Genomic DNA, 23,500 nt, shown 5'->3' on the forward strand with positions numbered 1-23,500 from the left:
ATGCTCCTTGTGATGGCGAATGGCCTGCCGGCGTGTCCGCCCTCGCGCAACGTGCCACCCCATCTCACGGGAGCGCCGCTTGCACCCCCCGGGCGTGGAGAAGACAGCAATGGACAACAACCCATCCCTCATGCGCAACATCGGGCCGTTCGCTTTGATGTTGACCGGCCTCGGCTCGATCATCGGCTCCGGCTGGCTGTTCGGCGCCTGGAAAGCCGCCAAGATCGCAGGTCCCGCCGCCCTGCTCGCCTGGCTCATCGGCGCCGTCGTGATTCTGGCCATCGCCCTCACTTACGCCGAACTCGGCGCCATGTTCCCCGAGTCGGGCGGCATGGTCCGCTATTCGCGTTACTCGCATGGCAGCCTTGTCGGTTTCATCGCCGCCTGGGCCAACTGGATCGCCATCGTCTCGGTGATTCCGATCGAAGCCGAAGCGTCGATCCAATACATGAGCACATGGCCGTACGACTGGGCGCACGCGCTGTTCGTGGACGGCACGCTCACCACCAGCGGTCTGACGCTGTCCGCCTTGCTCGTGATCGTGTACTTCATGCTGAATTACTGGGGCGTGAAGCTGTTCGCCCGCGCCAACACGGCGATCACGCTGTTCAAGTTCGCCATTCCGGCCCTGACGATTGCCGGACTGATGATCGCCGGCTTCCATGCCGACAACTTCAACATCGCCGAGCACGGCGGTTTCGCGCCGAACGGCATGTCGGCCGTGCTGACCGCCGTCGCCACTTCGGGCATCGTGTTCGCGTTCAACGGTTTTCAGAGTCCGGTCAACCTTGCGGGTGAAGCGCGCGATCCGGGGCGCAGCATCCCGTTTGCCGTGGTCGGTTCGATCCTGCTCGCCACCGTCATCTATGTGCTGCTGCAAGTGGCTTACATCGGTGCGCTCTCGCCCGAACAACTGGCCGGCGGCTGGCACATGGTGAGCTTCAGCTCGCCGTTCGCCGAACTGGCGATCGCGCTCGGCCTGAACTGGCTGGCGATCGTGCTGTACTTCGACGCGTTCCTGAGCCCGAGCGGCACCGGCACGACGTATATGGCCACGACGAGCCGCATGATCTACGCGATGGAGCGCAACCGCACGCTGCCGGCGATCTTCGGTCGCGTGCATCCGCTGTACGGCGTGCCGCGCCAGGCGATGTGGTTCAACCTCGCGATCTCGTTCGTCTTCATGTTCTTCTTCCGCGGCTGGGACTCGCTCGCCGCCGTGATCTCGGTGGCGACCGTCATCTCGTATCTGACGGGCCCGATCAGCGTGATGGCGCTGCGCTACTCGGCGCCGGACATGCACCGTCCGCTGCGTCTGCGCGGGCTGTCGCTGATCGCGCCGTTCGCGTTCGTGTGCGCGTCGCTCATCCTGTACTGGGCGCGTTGGCCGCTGACCGGCCAGATCATCGTGCTCGTGGTCGTCGCGTTGCCCGTCTACTTCTACTATCAGGCCAAGGACGAGTGGCAAGGGTTCGGTCGCGACCTCAAGGCGTCGTGGTGGCTTATCGGCTACCTGCCGTGCATGGCGTTGTGCTCGTACATCGGCAGCAAGGAATTCGGCGGCATCGGGCTGCTGTCTTACGGCTGGGACATGGCGATCGTCGCCCTGCTGTCGCTGGCGTTCTACCACTGGGGCGTGAGAGCCGGCTGGCGCACGCCGTACCTGTCGGAAGAGCGCGATCAGGACGCGGCCAGCATGGAAGGCATGCCCGCACTCTCGCACTGAATCCGCTGATGCACTGCGCCCGCCGAGCATCGGGCGTCGGGCCGACATCACCCGACATCACCCGACATCACCCGACATCACCCGACATCACGCAACATCACGCAACGAAAAGCCCGCCAACCGGCGGGCTTTTTCATGGCCGACGACAACCGCGTGAGTTGCTTTACCGATGCGCGCGCCGGCGCTCGATGAACAAGCTGTTGCCCAGCGCGCGCTTGGCCATCTTCTTGGCGTCGGCAGCGGCAGCCGAGACTTCGACATGAGAGGGGAAGCTCTCCGGCGTCACCGCAACCACACCGATGGACAGACTTGTGATCGGATGGAAGATGACCATCCCGCGACGATCCTCCGCCTCGAACCCTCCCGCCGCGATCTGATCCGGATGGAAGTATTCCGTCACCGCTTCGCCGAAACGCGTGAGGGCCTCGCGGCAACGCGCTTCCCAATCGGGGCTGCGGAACAGAATCAGAAAATCGTCACCACCGATATGCCCGAGAAAATCGCGCTCGGGATTGCGCACCGCCATCAGCACGCGGGCGACGAGTTGAATCAGATCGTCGCCACGCCGATAGCCGAACACGTCGTTGAACGGCTTGAAGTTATCCAGATCGACATAACACGCGTGGAACGACTGCCGCTCGCCGATCATGCGGTCCATATAGTCGTCGATCGGCACGTTGCCCGGCAGCAGCGTGAGCGGATTGGCATAGCGCGCCGCATCGAGCTGCATATCGGTGATGTGGCGCATCAGGGCGTGCCCTTGCGCGACACCGAAATAGCGCCCCTGATCCGTCACGATAAACCCTGCCGCAATCTGACGGCTGGCCCCTTCCGCGATCATCCGGCTCAGATCCTCGACGCGCGCGGCTTTGTCGAACGTCAGCGGACGCGGCTCCATCACGGCCGAGCAGGGTTTGCGTCCGTAAAGTTCGCGGGTAAACGGTCGCGCGAACCGGCCGATCAGCGAGGCGCGCCCGATCAGCCCCACGGCGCGCTCGCGCTCCACCACCGGCAGCACTTCCAGTGCGGGATCGCTCTCGAAACGGGCGACGACATCCTCGCTGCGCGTGTCCGGCGAGACCGGCGCGACATAAGACGCAATGCGCTCGAGCGTCACATTGCCAGCGCCCAACTGGCTCGGTTGCTGATGCACGTAAGCGCGGCGCTCGTTCACGACCTCCTGCACATTCGCCGTGATCGCCCGTTGCGGCTGCGCTTCGGGGCGCGCGATGAAGTATCCCTGCCCGAGGAAAATGCCCAGATCGCGCACGACCTGGAGTTCTTCGGCGTGTTCGATGCCTTCGGCGATCACGCGCGTGCCGCTCGTCTCGGCGATCTGACGCATCGAACGCACGAACTGAAGTTTCAGGGTGTCGGTATCGATGCCGTCGACGAAGTGCCGGTCGATCTTCACGTAATCGGGCCGCAATTCCGACCACAGCCGCAAACTCGCGTAGCCCTCGCCCATGTCGTCGAGCGCCACTTCGAAGCCCAGCGCGCGATACGCCGTCAACGACGCCCGCGTGCTCGCCAGATCCAGTGTCGGCGCGTGTTCCGTGAGTTCGAGCACCACGCGCTCGGGCGGGAGCCGAAACGACTGGAGCATGGCGAACGTCTCGTCCAGCCCGAGCGATTCGCTCACGCCGCCACCGGGCAACGCCCGCGTGACGGGACCGATGTTCAGAAAAAGACGCTCGGGCAGATCCTGCTCGACGAACCCTCGCAGCACGGTACGTCGACACGCGAGTTCGAGCGGTCCGAGCAGTCCATGGCGGCGCGCGGCGGCGAACAGCGCCATCGGCGAGTGGATCGACGTGCCGGCCGGCCCACGCACGAGCCCTTCGTAACCGGCAATTTCGGAGGTCCGGAAATCGAGTATCGGCTGAAAGACGCAGGTCAGGCCGATGCCTTCGCAAAGCTCGGCCAGCAGCGACGCCTCGTCGGGCTCGACGTAAGGCGTTGCAGACGAGACGGCAGACGCCGGCGGGGCAGAGGAAGCGATCGGGGAGGCGGGGGAAGTCGGAGCAGTCGGGACAGTGGAAGGCGAATGCGCATCGCGCGCCGTCACAGCAGCGCCAAAGCGGTCTTGCGGACGTATCCCAGCAGTGACGACAGGCGGGGGAGGGTTCAACTGAGACTCCGTTGGTCGATGCGGTGCGCCGGCATCATGCAAACCGCTTTACATTGTGCGGGCATCTGTCGGGCACACGCGTACGCACCGCAGGCATCGTGCCCCGATGAAGTCTCACCCGTTCCCCGTGCTTCGCGTGCGGTCGCTGCTCTTCGGCCCATATCCGCGTCTTGTGGCGGCGCCCGCAGGCACCTTATTTGACTTGCCGCTCAGGCTATCGCCGTTATTTGACAAAACCGTGACAGCACCGGCATCGCCACAACTGTCGGGACGACGCCTGTGCCGGCATCTTGTCACACGCGAATCCGGCGCCCGTACGCGAAAAAAACGGCAACGCCGCAAAGCGTTGCCGTTCTTGGCGCCGCTCGCCGCCGCGCGGCGAGTCGTCTCGAAACATCGTTGAACCGACGTGTTCGCGATTACCAGGCCGTAACCACCGAACCACCGAACTTTTGCTCGATGAAGGCCTTCACTTCCGGCGAGTGGTAAGCCTTGATCAGCTTGGCCACCCACGGCTTGTTCTGGTCGACCGAGCGGATCACGAGCACGTTGGCGTACGGACCGTTGGCGTCTTCGATGGCGATCGAATCCTTCTTCGGATTCAGACCGGCTTCCATCGCGAAGTTGGTGTTGATGACGGCCACGGCAACGTCGTCGAGCGAGCGCGGCAGTTGCGCGGCGTCCAGTTCCACGAACTTCAGCTTTTTCGGGTTTTCGGCCACGTCGATCGGCGTTGCCTTCAGGCCTGCGTCGGCGCGCAGCTTGATGAGACCCTGCTTTTGCAGCAACAGCAGCGCACGACCGCCGTTGGTCGGATCGTTCGGCAGCGAAACCTTGTCACCCGTCTTCAGATCGGCCAGCGACTTGAGCTTCTTCGAATAGATGCCCATCGGGAAAATGACCGTTTTGGCGATGGATTCGAGCTTGTAGCCACGGTCCTTCACCTGGGCGTCCAGATACGGCTGATGCTGGTAGCTGTTCACATCCAGATCGCCCGAGGACAGCGCCGCGTTCGGTTGCACGTAATCGCTGAATTCGATGACCTTGATGTTCAGGCCGTCCTTGGCCGCGACCTTCTTCACTTCGTCGAAGATCTGGGCGTGCGGGCCGCCCGTCACACCGACCTTCAGATTGATGGCGTCAGCCGCAGCCGCGGGAGCCGCGAATTGCGTAGCGAAAACCGTAGCGGCGCCAACACCGGCCAGCAGCTTGAATAGCGTACGACGTTGCATAGAAAACCTCGCGTGTGTGAGTGAGTGCCGGGCTCGTCGGCCCGGCGACATTGTGATGTGGGTCGTTACTTATGGCTCAGCCGGCGTACCAGCCAGTCGCCGAACGTCTGTACCAGTTGCACGAAAACGATCAGGATCAGCACAACGGTGATCATGACTTCCGGCAGGAAGCGCTGATACCCGTAACGAATCCCCAGGTCGCCCAGACCGCCGCCGCCGATGGCGCCGGCCATGGCCGAATAACCGACCAGACTCACGAACGTGATCGTCAGACCCGCCACGATACCGGGCAGCGCCTCGGGCAACAGCACCTTCATGACGATCTGACCGGTCGTCGCCCCCATCGACTGCGCTGCCTCGATCAGGCCGCGGTCGACCTCACGCAGCGCCGTTTCCACCAGACGCGCCACGAACGGCGCCGCCGCGATCGTGAGCGGCACCACGGCCGCCATCGTGCCGATGGACGAACCGACGATCAGACGCGTGAACGGGATCACGGCGACGAGCAGAATGATGAATGGCGTCGAGCGCACGGCGTTGACGATGATCCCGACGATCCGGTTGGTCGGCAGGTTCTGCAACACGCCGTTGCGGTCCGTCAGATACAGCAACACACCCAGTGGCACACCGACGACGGCGCCGATCAGGCCGGAAATCCCGACCATGACGAGCGTTTCCCAGAACGACGAGACGAACAGATCGAACATTTCACTCCACATGGCTCAGCTCCTCGACGACGACGCCTTCACTGGCGAGGAACGCCATGGCTTCGGCCACACGGGCCGGCGTGCCGCCCGCCATCACGGCGAGCGAACCGAATGCCTGGCCCTGGATCTCGTCGATCTGGCCATGCAGGATGTTGAAATCGAGTTCGTAGCGACGAATCGCCTCGGAGAGCAGCGGCTGGTCGACCCCCGCGCCCGAGAACGCCAGTCGATAGAGATGGTCGTGGCCGTTGCCGATGCGCGAGGCCACGCGCTCGCGCACGCCCGCCGGCAACTCCTGCGAGATCACATCGCCGATCAGCGCGCGGGTGACGTCATGACGCGGACGCAGAAAAACGTCGATCACGGCGCCCTGCTCGACCACACGGCCGGCGTCGAGCACCGTGACGCGGTCGCAGACCTGCTTGATGACTTCCATCTGGTGCGTGATCAGCACGATCGTCAGGCCCAACTCGCGGTTGATGCGCTTGAGCAGGTCGAGAATCGATCGGGTCGTCTCCGGATCGAGCGCCGACGTGGCCTCGTCCGAGAGCAGCACCTGCGGTTCGCTGGCGAGCGCGCGGGCAATGCCCACGCGCTGCTTCTGACCGCCGGAGATTTGCGAGGGGTAACGATCCTTTTGTGCGGTCAGCCCCACGAGTTCCAGCAACGGCAGCACCTTCGCGCGAATCTCGGCGGCCGACATGCCGGCGAGTTCGAGCGGCAGCGCCACGTTCTGATAGACGGTGCGCGAGCTAAGCAGGTTGAAGTGCTGGAAGATCATGCCGATGCGGCGACGCGCCTGACGCAGGTCGTCAGGCGATAACGAGGTCAGATCCTGACCGTCGACCCGCACCGAGCCGTCGCTGGGACGGTTCAGCAGGTTGATGACACGCACGAGCGTGCTTTTACCGGCGCCGCTCCGGCCGATGATGCCGAAGACTTCGCCGCGCTTGATCGACAGGCTGACGTTGGAAAGCGCGTCGATCGGCCCCTTGGGTCCAGCGAAGCGCTGGGTAATGTTCTGGAGTTCGATCATGCAAAAAAATAGCAGCCTCACTGCAAAACCGCCCGCAGTGCCGCCGCCAAGACTCTATTTAGCGCAAAGGCGACATTCTAGCCCATGCGCCTAAATAGTTGAAAATAATAAAATTTGATCTCTTTATATGGATTTCCGGGGGTCAAGAATCGATGCCCCCTGAGAGGGGGCTGTCAGGCCTGCCGGCCGGTCGCAAATTCGTCGAGCACCTCGATGACCCGGTCGAACTCCAGGGACTTGTCGAAAAAATGCTGCACGCCCAGTTGCTGGCAGCGTTTGCGATACGTCGCGAGGGCGTAATTCGTCAGCACGATGGCCATGAGCTTTTCCAGCAGGCCCCGCTCGTGCAAATACGACAGCACGTCCATGCCGGAACCGCGCCGCAGCTGAATATCGACGATGACCGCGTCGAAGGAATCGTTTTCCAGGGTGCGGACCGCGTCATCGGCCGTCTCCGCCACGCCTGTGACCTCCAGCATCCCGGTCGATCCGAGTGCTTCGGACAGGCTCTCGCGAATCACCGCCGAATCTTCGATCAGCAGCACCTTGAGGGGCAAACGGGACCCCGTAAGCGTTGCCGCGTTCCCGGTTGACATGACAGCCTCTCTCTCAACTGATCAAACCGTTCTTGAGCGCATACAGCGTCAGATCGGCATTGGTTTTCAAACGCATCTTTTCCAGCACCCGCGCGCGATACGTGCTCACGGTTTTCACCGACAGATGCAACTCGTCGGCGATTTCGGTCGGCGTGCGCCCCTGCGCGAGCTTGCAGAACACCTGAAACTCGCGCTCCGAGAGCTGCTCGTGCATCGGTTCGTCAACGGGCTTGTCGAGCTTTTGCGCGAGCAGATCCGCCGTCACTTCGCTCACGTAGCGATGACCGCGCGCCACCGTGCGGATCGCCCGGATGATCTCCTCGGGCGCCGCATCCTTCATCAGATAGCCGTCCGCCCCGGCGCGCAGCAGATTCACCGCGTATTGCGCCTCCGGATAGGTCGACAAGAACAAGACACCTTGCTCGGGCCGCAACTGCTTGATCACGCGCAAGGTGTCGATACCGTTCTTGTCAGGCATGGCGATATCCAGCAGCACGACATCGAATTCGGCGTCTCGCACGGCACGAATCACTTCGTCTCCGCTCGCGGCCTCGCCCAGCACTTCCATATCCGACTCGTCGGCGATGAATTGCTTGAAACCGGTACGAACGATGGCGTGATCGTCGGCAATCAGAATTTTTATTGTCAGTGACATCTAAGCTCCAGAGACTGTCCCCGTCGGCCTCATGGCCGCGCTCGAGCGACATGGGCGCGCGCCGTGCCCGTCATTCCCGGTCGAGCAGATCTCGCATATCGTCGGCATGCTCCTCCTCGACGGCGAGGATTTCTTCGAGCATGCGACGCGTTGTGGTATCCCGGTCGCCCAAATAATGAATCATCTCGCGGTAACTCTCAATCGCAATACGCTCAGCGACGAGATTTTCCCGGATCATGTCCCGCAAGGTGCTACAACTGACGTATTCCGCGTGGCTGCGGGCGGACAGACTGTCCGGGGAAAAGTCCGGCTCGCCGCCCAGTTGCACGATACGCGCTGCGATGCGATCCGCGTGATCCTGCTCTTGCGCCGCGTGCTCGGCGAATTCGGCCGCTACAGGCTCGGCGTGGATACCCGTGGCCATGAAGTGGTGACGTTTGTAACGCAGCACGCACACCAGTTCCGTCGCGAGCGCGTCGTTGAGCATGTGCACTACGGCGTCGCGGTCGGCACGATAGTCCTCGGTGACGGCGCCTTCGTCGAGGTGCTCACGGGCACGCTCGCGCAGGGCGCGAACGTCGATTTCGAATTCATCACCCGCGTGCTGGCTGTGACCATTACCCGTCATCGCGAGCTTGGCGGGCTTGGCGTGTAGCTTGGCTTGCTTGGCAGTATGCATGAGCGAATCCTCCTGTAGCGGTTGAGTGCGTGTGGCAGGGTTTCGGGGCATCAGAAAACGGGGGATGGCGACAGCGGACAGACGACGGCGCCGGCTACGGTAAAGGGCGCGACAGAGGGCAGCTCATGCCGCCCCCCGGGCCATGGCGCTATCTATCGTCGGACGACCCCAAAGAGCAGCGTGACCAGGAAGATCACCAGGAAGATGAAGAACAGGATCTTCGCGATCTCGGCGGCACCGGCAGCGATTCCCGTAAAGCCGAAAACCGCGGCGATCAACGCGATCACGAAAAAAACGACGGCATAGTGAAGCATCGCAACCTCCTTGAATGACGATGGCTAATCGACGATCTTCTTGGCGACGGTCAGTCCAAGCAGCAGGAAGATCACGAACAGGACCAGGAACAGAACGAACAGAATCTTCGCGATCCCGGCGGCGCCGGCGGCGATCCCGGTGAACCCCAACAGACCGGCCACGATCGAGATCAGTGCGAACAACAAAGCCCACTTCAGCATGGCGTTCTCCTTGTTTATTGCCTCGTATCCCGGAGACTTTTCCGGCTCCCCGTGGTCGGCTCGAACCGGGGGTCAGTAACTCCCTGGCAATGGGCAAACCCTGGGGCGCTGAATGCATAGTAGAAAAACGCCGCCGACGGGACTGCCCGCGCGGCGCTGTTTTTTGCGTAGGAATTGACTGACAAATGCCCGCATCCTGCGGTTTTCGCCGTATGATCAAAGCACCTGACGTCGCGTGATGCACGTCGAGATATGCCGGCGCACGCCACTCAACGCCATTTCACCGGCGATACACACCGTTCGCCGCCAGTCACCGCCATCCAAGGCCGCCATTTCCCCCATGCCCCGATTCACGTCCTGGTTACGTCGCAGAAGCTGGATCATCGCCATGATCGCCGCGATCGTCATCACGGTCGGCAGCCTGATCGGGCTGGAATCGGCGCACCGCCGTCTCGCGTCGACCTACGAGAGCGCGCTGCAAAGCATGATGGCCGCCAACGAACTCAACGAGATCATTGCGCGCACCTCGACCGTGGTGGCCAGTCAGCGCGGCTACCTGCTTACGAACAACCCGGCCTATCTCGATCCGTATCTGTCGGCGGTGCGGCGCATCCGCGACCTCTCGGCGCTCATCATTCAGCACTATCAGGACGTGAAAGACGATCAGGCGACACAGGAGTTCGCGCGCGTCATGAAAGTGTTCTCCCAGCGCATCACGGCGATGGACACGGCGCGCTCGGCCGTCACGCAGGGCGAGATGTCGCTGGAGGAAGCGCTCTCCCCGTCCAATCTCGGTATCGGCACGATGGAGCCCGTGCAGACCGGCATCACCGATCTTTACAACCGCGAGCTGGCGCGTGCGCGTACGGCGCAGGACGACGGACGCTTCGATCAGGCGATCTCGGCCATCAGCGCCGGCGCGCTCTCGGTGCTCACGATTCTGCTGTTCGTCATGCTCTTCCGCACGCTGGGCAAGCAGATGCGTCAGGAGCAACTCGCACGCGACCAGTTGCGCGAACAGCAGGCGCATCTGGACCGGCTCGTGCGCGAGCGCACCGAACAACTCGACGAACTGGCCACGCACTTGCAGAACGTGAGCGAGGACGAGAAAACGCGACTGTCGCGCGAACTGCATGACGAACTCGGCGCCATTCTGACCGCGTGCAAAATGGACGTGACGTGGGCGCATCACAAGCTGCGCAACGCCGATCCGGTCATTGCCGAAAAGCTCGCGCGCGCACAACGCAATCTCGACTCGGGCATTCAGACGAAGCGCCGCATCATCGAGAATCTGCGCCCGACGGTGCTCATCAACTTTGGCCTCGTCACCGCACTGCGCTCGCTCGCCGAAGAGACCGCCGACCAACAGCACTGGCAACTCGATCTCGATCTGCCGGAAGAAGACTTTGCATTGCCGGAATCGACGGCCATCGTGCTGTTTCGCGTCGCCCAGGAGGCCCTGACGAACGCGGGCAAGTACGCGCGCGCGACGACGGTGCGCGTGGCGCTGGCCTGCGACGATCAGCGCGTGCGGCTCGAAGTGATCGATAACGGCATCGGCCTCACGCGCGACCAGTTCAACAAACCCAAGACGCACGGTCTGTTCGGCATGCGCCAGCGCGTATCCGCCAAGGGAGGACGCATCGACATCCACTCCTTGCCGCAGCGCCTCGGCACCGAGATTCAGGTGGTGCTGCCGCTGTGCAATCCGGCGGATGCCCCCGAAATCGCCACGGAAGTCACCGAAAGCGCCGCGACGCAATCGTCACTGGACACGCACGGCATCAAGGCCGACGCGTCGACATCATCCGCCTCGCAAGCCCAGCCCCCGCGCCCGCCGGTCGGAATGCACTGACAGCGCAACCCGACTCCACCTACACCGCGACGAAAGCGCGGCTGACAGCGCGAACACTTCGCACTCCCTATCATGGAATCACCTGCCGCCGCCCCGACGGGCGCGGGGGCTGAACCCAACCCAACACGATAAGGAGTTGTCATGAACTCGGATCTGATCAAGGGCAAGTGGAACCAACTCAAGGGCGAAGCGAAGAAGCAGTGGGGCAACCTGACCGATGACGATCTGCTGAAGATCGAAGGCAATCGAGACAAGTTCGTCGGTGTGATTCAGGAACGCTACGGCAAGGCCAAGGCCGACGCCGAACGCGAAGTCGACACCTGGAACAACCAGCACAAGCTCTGGTAAGCGGGCAACGCAGCGCCCGATGCGTGGTTTAGCGTCGTCACATTCACAACGTCGCTCACGCAGACCATGCTCGCCGGGAGGCGGGCTTGGTCTCCCCCTCGCGCGCCCTATGCGCCTCGAACAACATCCTCTCTCGAAGGAGACATCAAAATGAAACGATTGATCGCCATCGCTCTGCTTTCGGGCTTCGCACTGGGCCTCGCAGGCTGCAACACCATCCACGGCGCGGGCAAGGACGTCGAGAAGGGCGGCGAAGCCATCCAGGGCGCCGCCGACCGCAACAAGTAATGCGACGCCACGCCGATACCCCCCCGGCGTGGCGCGCCGTTCCCCCGAATACACGAATCGCGGCGCCGCGGCGTCGCGCCTCATGCTCGCCACATCCCCAGCCAAGGAGGACTCTGAGATGAACCATCGAATCGCCATGAACGTCCTGACCTGCGCCTGCATCGCGGCAGCCGGCATGCTGAGCACCACGGCAGCCAGCGCGGCCGATGCTGCCGCCAAGGATCGCTACGACGCCGCGCAGAAGGCTGCCGAAGCGGACTACAAGGCGGCCGCCGCGCGATGCGACGACATGAAGGACAACGCGAAGAAGATCTGCGTCGAGGATGCGAAGGGCAAGGAGAAGATCGCCAAGGCCAACGCAGAAGCCGACTACAAGCAAACGCCCAAGGCCCGCTACGACGCCGCCGTCGCCAAGGCCGACGCCGACTACAGCGTCGCCAAGCTGCGCTGCGACGACAAGAAGGGCAACGACAAGGATGTCTGCGTGAAGGACGCCGACGCCGCCAAGACGAAGGCCTACGGCGACGCCAAGGTCATGCGCACGAGCCGCGAGTCGTCGAAGGACACCATGGCGGCACGCCAGGATGCCAACGCCGACGCCAACAAGGCCCAATACAAAGCCGCGATGGAGCGTTGCGACAGCCTGAGCGGCAACAGCAAGGACAACTGCGTGGCCGAAGCCAAGACGCGTTACCACCAATAACCCGAGTTATTTCCCAAAGAACGGCACCGGTTTCGCAGGGAGGAGAAGGCGTCTCACGCGAATTTCGCTGAGCGTCGGCAACGGGCGAATGTCGCGCAAGTGGCATTCGCCCGCTGTTTTTGCGCGACATCCCGAGCGCGTGATGTAAATGAATGTAACAAGTGTCGCGCGCCGTCCGCGTATCCGTAGTGCCCGCGTCACCGCCCCATGTCAACCGATACCAGCGCAAAGCGTTGATTCTGCATAGAATAGTGGTCTGATATACACGTTTGGCGGCCGCTTTTCTACACCCGAACGTTCCTCATACCGGTCAAATGCGCATACTTTGCAACAATTGCGACGAGACCGCGTTTCGGAACTTCAGTAAAGTAAAAGCTAGGAAATCCGACGAATCAGGGTGCCGGCGGGCACCAGGCGCGTCGAACGGCATGGTGCCGTCCGGGCGCTGTCATCAGTACGCTGCCAAGTCCGCAGGAGAAATGTCATGAAAACCAAGTTTGCCGCCCTTGCCATCGCCGGGGTCGCGCTCGCCGCAGGTGCGGTCGGGACGGCGCAAGCGCACGTCTCGGTCGGGATCGGCATCGGCGTGCCGCTGATCGCGCCCGCGCCGGTCTATGCGCCGGCACCGGTCTACGTGGCACCGCCTCCGCCGGTCTACGTCGCGCCGCCGCCCCCCGTCTACGTCGCGCCGGCCCCCGTCTACTATGGCCCGCCGCCGGTGTATTACGGTCGTCCGTATGGCGGCTATTACGGTCGCGGTTACTGGCGTCATGGCCGCTGGTACGGTTATTGATCGACGACGGCTCGACGCGCGACGCGCGTCACGGGTCCAGCGCAAAACGCGCCGCCGACGGCAATGTCGGCGGCGCGTTTCGTTTGTGCCGCAAAAGCGTTGTGTGACGCTCAGCGCGCGACACGGTAAGCGATACGGAAACCGCCCCAGTGGCGCCCGTTCACGTAGATCGGCGCGGAGGCGTCCTTCATCACCACGAACTCCCCGCCGCCCATGTCGCGACGATAGGTTTGCAGCAACAGCGGTTTGGTATTGCGGCCGGCCGCCGCCCCGGTGCGGTCGTTGAATAGCCGCCGGTTGCGGCAATGCGCGGCGTTCCATACGGGATCGTTCGTCGGGGCCTGCGAGAACTTGCGGTTGTGCGTGGGCAGATAACCGTTCTCATCGACGGCCGCGCAGAACGTAATGCGCTCGTTCATACCGAGCAACGGTTCCTGAATCGCCGGCAGCGTCTCGTCGGTAAAGCGCGTGAAGCGCGCCATCAACTGTTGCGGATTGGACCCCGGAATCGGCTCGTAGCGACGGTCGAACAATTCCTGCTCGCTGATCTTTCCCTTCGCCAGCGCCGCCTCGAAACTCTCACCGACCTGTTTGGCCGCACGACGAACCGCACGAATGAACGGCGTGTCTTCAGTCTCGACATCGGCCTCGGCGATCAGGCCGATCAGATGCTCGGACACCGACAGCAGGCCGTTAATACGCTCGCGGGCACTCTCGACGTGGTCGGCGGAATGCGTCACGCCGTCGGCCATTTCATCGACGTGCGCGGCCAGCGTGCTGCATTCGTTTTCGATGGCCTCGCTCGCCTGTGCGATCTGCCCGGCCTGACGGTCGAACGTATCGAGCGCGCCGCCAGCCGTCTCGATCACGCTGGCAATGGCGCGCGTGCCTTCGCGGGCGTCGTTGGCGCGTGCCACGTTGGCGTTGCTCTCGCGCATGAGACGCTGGGTGCGCTCGCTCAGCGCGGCGAGCGTGTGCTCGATCTGCTGCGTCGCCTCGGCGGTCTTGCTGGCAAGCAACTTCACTTCCGTCGCCACCACGGCGAAGCTGCGACCGGCCGCACCGGCGCGCGCGGCTTCGATCGCGGCGTTCAGTGCGAGCAGGTTCGTCTGTCGGGCGATGACGGAAATCCCTTCGGCCACTTTGCCCACGTGATCGAGCGCTTCACGCAGCCCCGATATCTCGTCGGCCATGCCCGACACCCCTTCGACAAGACCGTGGATCGACGCGAGCGAGGCGTCCGCCGTACTGCGCGACGCGGAAATTTCCGCGCTCGCGCGCTCAGCGACATCACGTGCCTCGCGCGCGGCGCTGGCGATGCGTTGATTGCCTTCGCTGGTATCGGTGGCGGCACGCCGAAGCTCCTGAAACACTTCGGCCTGACGCTTGATCCGAACGGCGATTTCGTCGACGTTACCGGCGATATCGCACAACTCCACTCCGAGGGTGCCCGCGTTGGCGGCCACCTCGCTCATGATATTGACGGTCTGCGCGGCTCCCCTTGAGCGCGTGAATAGCCCCATCGTCAGTCTCCTCGCATCTCTGATCTGCTTGTTATGACGAGGGCGCGACGGTCGCCGGCACTACGGGAAAACGTAAAACGCCGGGTAGACGTCTGCGCCACACGTTCGGGTATCTCGTTACCCTTGTGTCGAAAAGTATAACGGGAGAAAAAACGGCGGACTTGAGGGTGGCGTTACCTGCCCTCGCCTCGCGTCACCCGCGTTTTCTCCACTTTTTCGACGCTTTCGATGTGATGGAGCCACACTCTCACGCAAGGCTTACGCGGGACTTACTGCGCAGCGGCGGCTTCATCAGCCCCCCCCAGTGCCCGGCGCAACGCCTCGCCCACGGCGACGACCAGTGTCCCGGCGTCGCGGCGGCGCAGCAAGGCGACTTCGCTATCGGCATGGGCGTCGTCGAGCGCGACGCGGCTGACGTCCGGCCCCGCCAGCGCCGCGAGGCTTTCAGGCACGATCGCCACGCCGAATCCGGCAGCGACCAGATGGACGAGCGTTGTCTTGCGCGATGTCGCCACCGCTGCCGTGGGGAAAAACCCGTGCTGCTGGCACAGTTGAGCCACGCGATAGCTCAGCCCGCCGCGCTCACGGTGCGGCAGCGACACGAACGGCACAGCGGCCAGCGCCGCTACGCTCACCGACGCCCGTCCCGCCAGCGCGTGTGCCTTCGGCACGAGCAGCAGCAGACGTTCGCGCGCCACCGTCTCGCACACGAGCGACGGCGCCGGGCGCAGCACCGGCAGGCGCACGAGCCCCACGTCGATGCGTCCCGCTTCGATTTCGTCCTGCTGCTGTTCTGACGACAGCGTAGAGATGTCGACGCTCACGCCGGGATGCGCTTGCAGATGGGCATATAGCGCCGGGGGCAACGCACCGACGAACGGTACCGAGCTGGAATGCGCCAGCCTCACCGTGCCTTGCTCGCCGCGCGCCACACTGCGGGTCAACGCCACGGAGCCTGCCAGTTCGGTGAGCACGCGCCGCGCCTCGCCCACGAACGTGCGGCCTGCGGGCGTGAGCGTCACCCCTTTGGAGGAACGTTCGAGCAGCACCGCCTGCAATTCCCGCTCCAGCTCCGAGATTTGCCGGCTCAACGCGGATTGGGCGACGAACAGACGTTCGGCCGCCGCGCTGAAACCGCCTGCGTCCACCACTTCGAGGAAATAACGTAACTGCCGCAGCGACACCATGACCATGCCGTTTCGAGATCGAACATCGCCACATTCTATATTGGCGCGATACCCGCACACGGCCCTAAGCTGACGGAAAACCCGCGTGCCACCGGCTTTCCCGCCCCCGCCCGCATCACCACAACTTCCCCTCGAACGCTTGCCCTTCCTCATGCTCGCAACGCTGTCCGCCGCTCTGTCCCCGTTCTTCCACACGCTGATCGACGCCCTCCCCACGCCCGGCCACTGGCTGCTGATGAGCGTAGCGCTGGTCGTCGCCTATGTGATTTTCGGCATTGCCGGTTTCGGCACGGCGCTGGTCGCCAGCCCGATCCTCGCTTACGCGATGCCCGTCGCACAGATCGTGCCGATGCTCGCGCTGCTCGACTTCGGCGCGGCGTCGGGCAATGTCGTGCGCAACGCCCGTGCGGCCGATAGGGACGAACTCCGGCGTCTGGTGCCGGCCATCGTGCTCGGCAGTCTCGCGGGCGGCGCGCTGCTGCTGCACCTCCGACCGGACGTCCTGCTGCGTGCGCTCGCGTGGTTCGTCTGCGCTTATGCCGTCTTCGCGTTGACCGGTCCGCGTGCGAAATCGCGTCTGTCGCAGGCGTGGGCGGTGCCGTTCGGTGCCGTCGGCGGCATGTTGGGCGCGATGTTCGGCAGCGGCGGCTTCGTCTTCGCCATCTATCTGACGCGCCGGCTGGAGCGCATCGAGGCGATGCGCGTGACGCAGGCGACGCTCATCGGTCTGAGTACCCTCGTGCGCGCCGCATTGTTCCTGTTCGCCGGGGTCTATGCCCACGCGCCGATGCTCGCCACCGCTGTCTCGCTAGTGCCCGCGATGATGCTCGGCATGTGGCTCGGCAAGCACATGACATTGCGCCTCTCGCGAGAGCAGTTCGTCAAAGCGGTGAACCTCGTGGTGCTGGCCGCGGGCATCGCGTTGCTGATGCGCAGCCGGTGAGCGTGGGGCGCCGGCCGGGCGTATGACTATCGGTCATGGCTAGCGACCACGGTTATCGGAGCCGACGGGAACGGACCCGGTGTGCGGCAGGCGTCTAGGAGCGCCGCGTACGCGAGCGTGCTGCGCCCGGATCCGGGTATGCTGACGACCGTTCTGGAATGATCGTCACGCGACCTTTACATCATGTCTCTGCCCGCTTTGGTGGTTTTCAGCGAAGCCCTCACCGATCTGATTCGCCGGCCTGACGGCGCCGGCCGACGATGGATTAGCCGCGCGGGCGGCGCCTGCTGGAACGTAGCCCGCGTGAGCGCCGCGATGGGGGTCGCAACGGGCTACGGCGGCGCGATCAGCACACGCGCGCCTTTCGGCGCCGAATTGCTCGCGCTCACGCGTGCGGCGGGACTGGACGATCGCTATGTGCAAGCCGTCGATGCGCCACCGCTTCTGGCCGTGGTCCATCGTCACGATCCCCCCGCGTACTACTTTCTTGGCGAAGGGGCCGCCGATCTGGCCTTCGATCCGACCGCCCTGCCCGACGGCTGGCAGAACGCCGCCCGCGTTGCGCACTTCGGTTGCATCAGTCTCGTGCGCGAGCCGCTGGCGAGCACCCTGCTCGATCTGGCGACCCAATTGCACGCCCGCGGCGTGGCGATCAGCTTCGATCCGAATCTTCGCAATCTGATGGGGCCGGACTACTTCGCGACGTTTGCGCGAATGGCGAAGCTCGCCACGTGGCTCAAGCTCTCCGTGGAGGATTTGCGAGGCCTGTACCCCAAGCGCACCGACGACGAAGCGCTGGCGCACGTGCGTCGCATCGCGCCGCAGGCAACGGTTTTGCTCACGGACGGCGAGCGCGGCATGCGACTTGTGTCGCCCGACGGCGCAACGCGCGTCCAGCCCGCCTTCACCGTGGACGTGGCCGACACGGTCGGCGCGGGCGACGCCGCCATCGGCGGCTGGCTCGCGAGCCTCGCGCGCGCGCCGCAGGCACCGGTGGAAGATCATCTGCGACGCGCCGCTGCGGCGGCCGCCCTCGCCTGCACCCGCACCGGGGCGCATGCGCCGGACTGGAAGGCCGTCGAATCCCTCATCGCGTCGCAACGCTTCGCCTGAGCGTTCCCCTGCCGTTGCGCCAATCATCCGAATTATGGCTATGATGAGAGACAATCATCACTTCAGCCGATAATTTCACGCCATGACGCCGGACCAATTGCTGACTTTCGCGACGGTAGCCGAACTGGGCAACATCAGCCACGCGGCGCAGGCGTTGCATCTGTCGCAGCCGGCGGTCTCGGGCCAGTTGCGGCTGTTGCAGGAGTCGTTCGGCGAGCCGCTTTACCGGCGCGACGGTCGCGGCATCCGCCTGACCGCCGTGGGCGAGCAGGTGGCGGTGTACGCCAACAAGCTGCGGCAGGACTACCGTCAGGCCATCGCCCTGCGCGACAGCCTGCGGGGGCTGGAGACGGGCGCGTTACGCATCGGCGCCAGTACGACGCCCGCGAGCTACCTGTTGCCGTACGTGATCGCGGAATTCCATCAGCGTTACCCGGCGGTAGCGCTTCACATCATCGACGGCAATACCAGCGAGATCGTCGCGCAACTCGACCAGCTCGACGTGGCGTTCATCGAGGGCGCGGTGCCGCCGGGGCTGTCGCCGGAGATTGCCGTGCGGCCGTGGCGGGACGACGAAATCGTCGCCATCGCGCGTGCCGACCATCCGCTTGCGCAGCAGCCGGAAGGCGCGTCGTTGCAGGCCATCGCCGCCTATGCGCTGATCATGCGCGAGCCGGGCTCCGGCGTGCGGGCGCTGGTGGCGCGAGCGTTCTCGGTATCGGGACTGGCGCCGCGCGTGGCGCTCGAACTGGCAGGGGTGGAGAGTATCAAGGAAGCGGTGCGCGCCGGGATGGGCGTGGGTTTCGTGTCGGCGATGTCGATGCGCCATGAAGACGCGGCGCTCGCCGCCGTGCGCATCGATCCGCCGCACGGCCTCAAGCGACTGCTCACCGCGCTCGTGCCGCATGCGGATGCGCTGTCGCGTCCCACCGAGCGCTTTCTCGCACAATGCTTCGCCGGCGACGCCTCAGGTCCTATTTGAAATCCCAGGCCATTTGTTCAGCAACGGACGTGGCTTCGGACGACCGCACGCACACCTCCAGATAGTCCGTGACCGCCGGCGCAGGCGGTGTGCCTTCGGACAGCAGACGACGATTGTCGAACACGTAGTCGAGCGCGGCGAACGCGCCGTAGCGTCGCAGCGCCTTGGCCATCAGACGGCTGTTGCCATGTCCCACCTGACGCGCGAGTGCGGGCGTCAGACGATCGATCTCGGCGTCGCCGATGTGCCGGAAGCGCTCGCCCAGCGGGGCAACGCCACGCGCTTTCGCCAGCGCCGCCTCGATTTCCCGAATGGTACGCGCACCGCGCTCGCCCGCCGACACGTGATACAGGTCGTGACGCAGATGCGGCAGGAACGCGAGATCGATCAATGCATCGGCACAGTAGTCGACGGGCACCACATCGAGCCGGTCGTCCAGTCCGCACGTGAAGGCCCCGAGCAACTGCACCATCCGGAACATCCAGAAAATGCTGCCGGACGGCTCGCAACCGAGACGCGTATGGCCCACCACGATGGAGGGTCGCGCGATTACCAGCGGCAGGCCCGGCCATTCCTTGCGCAGCCGTCGCTCGGCCTCCGCCTTGGACGCCGTGTATGCCACGACCTGATGATCGGCCAGCGCGAGTTCGTGCGACTCCATGACCCGCCCGCGCAGCGAATTGCCGCAAGCCATCGCCGTGCCGACGTGCACGAAACGCTCCAGCACCGGGGATGCCGCCACCGCACGGGCCAGCGCCAGCGTGCCGCTCACGTTGACGGCATCGAGCTGCGGATGCGCCGAAAAGCTGGCGATCGCACCGGCGTGAATCACATGCGTGACGCTGCGCATGCGCGGGTCGTCGTCGAACGTGACCGGCTGCGCCAGATCCCCGCACACGATGTTCGCCTCGCTCAGCGCGAGCCGGTGCACGGGCGCGACACGGAAACGGTCCATCGCCGCGCGCACGCGGGCAAGACCGTCGCTGACGGTGCGCGCGCGCACGAGCAGCAACAACGACGGACCGAACCCGTCCTTGAGGAGCTGGGCGACAACGGCGCCGCCCACAAAACCAGTACTGCCGGTGACGAGAATTCGCATGGCTTGGGCCTCGCAACACTAGGGAGAACGAAACCGCGACGTCAGAACGTATAGTCGAGCGTGGCGGCGACCTGGTAGTTGGTCTTGTTGAAAACGATGGGACTCTTCGACGCGTTGCCGGTGTAGCGCATCACCCCGCCCGCGACCGTCGTGCTCCAGTGCCTGGTGAACTTATGCGTCCAGTTGGCGGTGAGACTCACGCCGTAAAGACCGCCGCCGACGGCGTATTGCCGGTAGCCGGAATTCAGGCTCTGGTTGGCCGTCACACCGAAATACGTTTGTGCGTATTTGCCGCTGGCGAAGTGCGCCGCAGCGCCCACACCGACGGAATCCGTCGGCGTCTCGTAGACCACGCTGTCCACCGCGAAGCGGTAGACGTTGCCGCGATCGCGGTTCGTGAGCGGGATATCGGTCGCCACGCTCACGACAGCCAGATCGCCGATGGCGTAACCGGCTTGCAGCGTGGTGAAGAGCGAACCCTTGATGTCGCCCATGCCGCGCAGCTTGTCCGAGCCGGAATCGAGGCCTTTGGCGCGGTCTTTGCGGCCGTCGTCGTACGACAGCGCGGCCGACAGGAAGAAGCCGGCCGGCAGCGTGAGGCGATAGCCGATACCGCCCAGTCCGACGAACACGCCGAAGGGCGTTTGCATCGCGAGGTTCAGGGCGGGCGTGGCGCGGTACTCGTCGCTGCCCATGTAGCGCGGGGAATAGCCGACGCCTCCGCCGATGGTGAATTCGTAGCCGCTCTCGGACGCATTGGTCGGCAGGCTCTGATCCGGCTGAATGCCGCTGTAGCGGGCCGGTTCGACGGCATACGCCAGCGAAGCCGTGCCGGCGAGCAGCAGGCCCGTCACACCGGCCGCTGCGAGGCGATGCGAAGCACGGCGGTTTCGATCGTTCCGACGCGAACGAATGTAACGAACGAGGCTGGCGGGGCGGCTTTTCATGGCACTCCTACAAAATCCGGTGAAGGGTTGAATATCGATGGCGGGGATGTCGTTGCGATTTGCAAATGGATCGCAAGGTGAACGCATAGTAGGAAAGAAGCCGCCGCGTGGCTGTTATCCGATTTAGGAGAGTTGTGAACAAATGTTTTCATTTGTTCGCAGGTTTGAAACGCCCGCCCGGAGGGGCTGCCGGGCAGTAAAATGCCCATCACCGGAGTGCCGCCGGCGTTGTGCGGCACCGCACAACAGGAAAGGAATACCGGCCATGTACCGTGTCTTGCTGGTCGAAGACGATGCGCGTCTGGCCGCGCTCGTCACCGAATATCTGCACGCTTACCGCTTCGAGGTGCTGGTGGTGGGCGACGGCTCGCGCGCGCTGGAGCGTTTTCGCGCGTTTTCTCCCGATATCGTGGTGCTCGACATGATGCTGCCCGGCATGGACGGCATGGAAATCTGCCGTCAGTTGCGCGCGGTCAGCACTACGCCGATTCTCATCCTCACGGCACGGGAAGACACATACGATCAGGTGGCCGGGCTGGAAGTCGGTGCGGACGACTACGTCGTCAAGCCTGTCGAGCCGCGTTTGTTGCTGGCGCGCTTGCGCGCCTTGTTACGGCGTGCCTTGCCGGCAGCCGAAGTGGACGTCGGGAGCGACGATGGGCTGACCTTCGGCCAGTTGCGGATCGTGCCGCGTGACCGCATGGTGTTCTGGCGCGGTGCGAGCGTCGAACTCAAATCGAACGAATTCAGCCTGCTCCTGATCCTGGCGCGCGGTGCGGGGCGGGTCGTCACGCGCGACGAAATTCTCCAGCAACTGCGCGGCATCGAATTCGACGGCATCGATCGCACGGTCGATGTCGGCATTTACCGGTTGCGCAAGCGGTTCGAAGACACCGACGGCGAACCGCAGCGTATCAAGACGGTTTGGGGCCGTGGCTATCTGTTCAGCCCGTCCGCCTGGGAGAGTTGACGCATGTTTCGCGTGCTTTTGAAGTTGTACGCGCTGGTCGGCATCTCTGTCGTCGCCGCGATTCTGATCATCACCTATACGTTCGGCCATCTGTTCATGGACACCATGAACCGCTCGGCGCAGACGCAATTGGGCGGCTACGTCTGGCTCATCAACGAGAAGCTGGCCGACATTCCCGAATCCGAGTGGCCCGCCTTCATCGAGGAATTCGCCGCGAAGACGCAGGACAAGCTTGAAATCAAACCGCTCAAGGACTTTCCGGTCGAGCGTGAATATCTTCGCAAGGAGCTCGAAGCGGGACTGCCGATCGTCAACGGCACCGATGGCGAGCATTACGCGATGCGCCTGCGCGATTCGCAGTGGGTTCTGACGTCGGAGAGCGGCACCGACCTGAGCATGAAGCAGATCAACTACCTTGCCTATGCCGTGGTGGCGCTACTGATGCTGATCGCTGTCCTCACGTGGGTGCGCTGGTACTGGTCCGATCTGAAGTCGCTCAACCGGGCAGCGATTCGGTTCGGCGAAGGCGATTTCAGTTCCCGGGCGAAGGTGTCGAGCTTCTCCAACCTGACGGCGCTGGTGCGCGTGTTCAACACGATGGCCGATCGCATCGAGCGCTCCATCAAGGCGCAGAAGGACATGATCAATGCGGTGTCGCACGAGTTGCGCACACCGATTGCACGGCTGGATTTCGGGCTGGAGATCTTGCAGCAGCGGCGTCACGACCCGGATGCGGACGACCGGATCGATGCGCTCAAGGGCGACATACGGGAGTTGGACGAACTTGTCACCGAACTGTTGTCGCTGGCGCGTCTGGACCAGATCACAGCGCCGCCAACGCGTCAGGTAGTCTCGCTGCGACTGATGTTCGACAGTCTGGCGGCGAATTGTACGGAAGTGCTGGCGGCGCGCTCGATTGCGCTGGATATTGCCGCAGAGCCGGGGGCCGATCGTGTCGACGTCGAACCGAAGCTGCTGGCGCGAGCGGTCCAGAACCTGCTCAGTAACGCGATGCGCCACACCACGCGACGCATCGTTTGCGGCGCCAGGACGAGCGAAAACGGCGAGATCGTGATTTACGTCGACGACGACGGCGATGGGGTTCCCGCACTGGAGCGGGCACGCATCTTCGAGCCGTTCCACCGACTGGACAGCAGCCGCAATCGCGCGACGGGCGGCTTCGGTCTGGGATTGGCCATCGTGCGTCGCATCGCCTTGCTGCACAGCGGACGCGTTGGCGTCGAAACCTCGCCACTCGGCGGCGCCCGCTTTACGATCACCCTCCCCGCGAGCCACGCGGCCCCGCTCGACCTCGCGCGATAAGCGACGACGACACCACGAGCGATCCGCGTTGCCTTTTGGCAGAATCCGGCAGGAACGTTTGCGTTTTTTGCCAATCTTCCCACCATCAATCACGCGCGCGGCACGCATCGCCCTCCCGGCAGCCGCCTGCCACGCCGCTTTCGGATGAC

26 protein-coding genes are annotated in these 23,500 nt (G+C 64.0%); 11 read left to right on the forward strand and 15 right to left on the reverse strand.

Going from position 1 to position 23,500, the window contains the following annotated elements; genetic code table 11:
- The first annotated feature begins 109 nt into the window (after positions 1 to 109).
- Positions 110 to 1,726: an APC family permease gene (locus tag PAN31108_RS12335; protein WP_150669137.1), complete on the forward strand. Its 1,617-nt coding sequence runs from the start codon at positions 110 to 112 to the stop codon at positions 1,724 to 1,726.
- Between the two features lie 163 nt (positions 1,727 to 1,889).
- Here the strand turns inward: PAN31108_RS12335 and PAN31108_RS12340 are convergent, their stop codons facing one another.
- The 11 genes from PAN31108_RS12340 to PAN31108_RS26365 form a co-directional block, all read right to left on the reverse strand.
- Positions 1,890 to 3,857 (reverse strand): GGDEF domain-containing protein, encoded by a 1,968-nt coding sequence (locus PAN31108_RS12340; protein WP_150669138.1) that lies wholly within the window; start codon positions 3,855 to 3,857, stop codon positions 1,890 to 1,892.
- A 48-nt stretch (positions 3,858 to 3,905) separates the two neighbouring features.
- A complete protein-coding gene (locus PAN31108_RS27180; protein WP_150669228.1) occupies positions 3,906 to 3,965 on the reverse strand; it encodes a 4Fe-4S binding protein in 60 nt (19 codons plus the stop codon).
- Positions 3,966 to 4,276: 311 nt separating this feature from the next.
- On the reverse strand, positions 4,277 to 5,089 hold the full coding sequence (locus PAN31108_RS12350; protein ID WP_150669139.1) for a MetQ/NlpA family ABC transporter substrate-binding protein: 813 nt from the start codon (positions 5,087 to 5,089) through the stop codon (positions 4,277 to 4,279).
- A gap of 65 nt (positions 5,090 to 5,154) precedes the next feature.
- Positions 5,155 to 5,808: a methionine ABC transporter permease gene (locus PAN31108_RS12355; RefSeq protein ID WP_150669140.1), complete on the reverse strand. Its 654-nt coding sequence runs from the start codon at positions 5,806 to 5,808 to the stop codon at positions 5,155 to 5,157.
- Positions 5,798 to 6,832: a methionine ABC transporter ATP-binding protein gene (locus PAN31108_RS12360; protein WP_150669141.1), complete on the reverse strand. Its 1,035-nt coding sequence runs from the start codon at positions 6,830 to 6,832 to the stop codon at positions 5,798 to 5,800. The genes PAN31108_RS12355 and PAN31108_RS12360 overlap by 11 nt, the downstream gene beginning before the upstream one ends.
- Positions 6,833 to 7,005: 173 nt before the next feature.
- Entirely contained in the window at positions 7,006 to 7,428 is a 423-nt protein-coding gene (locus PAN31108_RS12365; protein WP_150669142.1) for a response regulator, read from the reverse strand.
- A gap of 13 nt (positions 7,429 to 7,441) precedes the next feature.
- The gene (locus PAN31108_RS12370) at positions 7,442 to 8,083 is read right to left on the reverse strand and encodes a response regulator (RefSeq protein WP_150669143.1); all 642 of its coding nucleotides are present in this window, start codon (positions 8,081 to 8,083) and stop codon (positions 7,442 to 7,444) included.
- Between the two features lie 70 nt (positions 8,084 to 8,153).
- Complete coding sequence (locus PAN31108_RS12375) at positions 8,154 to 8,711, reverse strand: ferritin-like domain-containing protein (RefSeq protein WP_150669229.1); 558 nt, start codon at positions 8,709 to 8,711, stop codon at positions 8,154 to 8,156.
- A 203-nt stretch (positions 8,712 to 8,914) separates the two neighbouring features.
- The gene (locus PAN31108_RS12380; protein WP_039374862.1) at positions 8,915 to 9,076 is read right to left on the reverse strand and encodes a DUF1328 domain-containing protein; all 162 of its coding nucleotides are present in this window, start codon (positions 9,074 to 9,076) and stop codon (positions 8,915 to 8,917) included.
- A gap of 24 nt (positions 9,077 to 9,100) precedes the next feature.
- Positions 9,101 to 9,277: a DUF1328 family protein gene (locus tag PAN31108_RS12385; protein WP_042114863.1), complete on the reverse strand. Its 177-nt coding sequence runs from the start codon at positions 9,275 to 9,277 to the stop codon at positions 9,101 to 9,103.
- A gap of 216 nt (positions 9,278 to 9,493) precedes the next feature.
- Positions 9,494 to 9,688, reverse strand: coding sequence for a hypothetical protein (locus tag PAN31108_RS26365; protein ID WP_174994955.1), 195 nt, complete (start codon positions 9,686 to 9,688; stop codon positions 9,494 to 9,496).
- Here PAN31108_RS26365 and PAN31108_RS12390 point away from each other — a divergent pair.
- The 5 genes from PAN31108_RS12390 (at position 9,666) to PAN31108_RS12410 (ending at position 13,264) form a co-directional block, all read left to right on the forward strand.
- Complete coding sequence (locus PAN31108_RS12390) at positions 9,666 to 11,132, forward strand: sensor histidine kinase (RefSeq protein WP_174994956.1); 1,467 nt, start codon at positions 9,666 to 9,668, stop codon at positions 11,130 to 11,132. The genes PAN31108_RS26365 and PAN31108_RS12390 overlap by 23 nt on opposite strands.
- 141 nt (positions 11,133 to 11,273) lie before the next feature.
- Positions 11,274 to 11,480, forward strand: coding sequence for a CsbD family protein (locus PAN31108_RS12395; RefSeq protein ID WP_039374866.1), 207 nt, complete (start codon positions 11,274 to 11,276; stop codon positions 11,478 to 11,480).
- 150 nt (positions 11,481 to 11,630) lie between these two features.
- The gene (locus PAN31108_RS12400) at positions 11,631 to 11,768 is read left to right on the forward strand and encodes an entericidin A/B family lipoprotein (protein WP_039374867.1); all 138 of its coding nucleotides are present in this window, start codon (positions 11,631 to 11,633) and stop codon (positions 11,766 to 11,768) included.
- A gap of 118 nt (positions 11,769 to 11,886) precedes the next feature.
- Positions 11,887 to 12,471 (forward strand): hypothetical protein, encoded by a 585-nt coding sequence (locus PAN31108_RS12405; RefSeq protein ID WP_217426301.1) that lies wholly within the window; start codon positions 11,887 to 11,889, stop codon positions 12,469 to 12,471.
- Positions 12,472 to 12,955: 484 nt separating this feature from the next.
- Positions 12,956 to 13,264 (forward strand): hypothetical protein, encoded by a 309-nt coding sequence (locus tag PAN31108_RS12410; protein ID WP_174994957.1) that lies wholly within the window; start codon positions 12,956 to 12,958, stop codon positions 13,262 to 13,264.
- Positions 13,265 to 13,374: 110 nt separating this feature from the next.
- On the opposite strand, the gene PAN31108_RS12415 is transcribed toward PAN31108_RS12410, so the two are convergent.
- Entirely contained in the window at positions 13,375 to 14,787 is a 1,413-nt protein-coding gene (locus PAN31108_RS12415) for a methyl-accepting chemotaxis protein (RefSeq protein ID WP_150669145.1), read from the reverse strand.
- 269 nt (positions 14,788 to 15,056) lie between these two features.
- Positions 15,057 to 15,980 carry a LysR family transcriptional regulator gene (locus PAN31108_RS12420; protein ID WP_246183914.1) on the reverse strand — a complete coding sequence of 308 codons (924 nt, stop codon included), beginning with the start codon at positions 15,978 to 15,980 and terminating at the stop codon, positions 15,057 to 15,059.
- Between the two features lie 79 nt (positions 15,981 to 16,059).
- On the opposite strand from PAN31108_RS12420, the gene PAN31108_RS12425 reads away from it, so the two are divergent.
- The 3 genes from PAN31108_RS12425 to PAN31108_RS12435 all read left to right on the forward strand — a co-directional run bounded on the left by PAN31108_RS12425 (position 16,060) and on the right by PAN31108_RS12435 (position 19,012).
- The gene (locus tag PAN31108_RS12425; protein WP_246183915.1) at positions 16,060 to 16,917 is read left to right on the forward strand and encodes a sulfite exporter TauE/SafE family protein; all 858 of its coding nucleotides are present in this window, start codon (positions 16,060 to 16,062) and stop codon (positions 16,915 to 16,917) included.
- Between the two features lie 183 nt (positions 16,918 to 17,100).
- Complete coding sequence (locus PAN31108_RS12430) at positions 17,101 to 18,030, forward strand: carbohydrate kinase family protein (protein ID WP_150669147.1); 930 nt, start codon at positions 17,101 to 17,103, stop codon at positions 18,028 to 18,030.
- Between the two features lie 82 nt (positions 18,031 to 18,112).
- On the forward strand, positions 18,113 to 19,012 hold the full coding sequence (locus tag PAN31108_RS12435; protein WP_150669148.1) for a LysR family transcriptional regulator: 900 nt from the start codon (positions 18,113 to 18,115) through the stop codon (positions 19,010 to 19,012).
- On the opposite strand, the gene PAN31108_RS12440 is transcribed toward PAN31108_RS12435, so the two are convergent.
- Together PAN31108_RS12440 and PAN31108_RS12445 are read right to left on the reverse strand one after the other, a co-directional pair.
- Positions 19,005 to 20,111: an SDR family oxidoreductase gene (locus PAN31108_RS12440; RefSeq protein WP_150669149.1), complete on the reverse strand. Its 1,107-nt coding sequence runs from the start codon at positions 20,109 to 20,111 to the stop codon at positions 19,005 to 19,007. The two genes, PAN31108_RS12435 and PAN31108_RS12440, sit on opposite strands and share 8 nt — an antisense overlap.
- Positions 20,112 to 20,152: 41 nt before the next feature.
- Positions 20,153 to 21,058 carry a MipA/OmpV family protein gene (locus PAN31108_RS12445; RefSeq protein ID WP_174994958.1) on the reverse strand — a complete coding sequence of 302 codons (906 nt, stop codon included), beginning with the start codon at positions 21,056 to 21,058 and terminating at the stop codon, positions 20,153 to 20,155.
- A gap of 265 nt (positions 21,059 to 21,323) precedes the next feature.
- Here PAN31108_RS12445 and PAN31108_RS12450 point away from each other — a divergent pair, with 265 nt between their 5' ends.
- Together PAN31108_RS12450 and PAN31108_RS12455 are read left to right on the forward strand one after the other, a co-directional pair.
- Positions 21,324 to 22,028: a response regulator gene (locus PAN31108_RS12450; protein WP_150669151.1), complete on the forward strand. Its 705-nt coding sequence runs from the start codon at positions 21,324 to 21,326 to the stop codon at positions 22,026 to 22,028.
- A gap of 3 nt (positions 22,029 to 22,031) precedes the next feature.
- A complete protein-coding gene (locus PAN31108_RS12455; protein WP_150669152.1) occupies positions 22,032 to 23,351 on the forward strand; it encodes an ATP-binding protein in 1,320 nt (439 codons plus the stop codon).
- Positions 23,352 to 23,500: the final 149 nt, after the last annotated feature.

The sequence above is a fragment of the Pandoraea anhela genome (genome assembly GCF_902459655.1).
GTDB lineage: Bacteria > Pseudomonadota > Gammaproteobacteria > Burkholderiales > Burkholderiaceae > Pandoraea > Pandoraea anhela.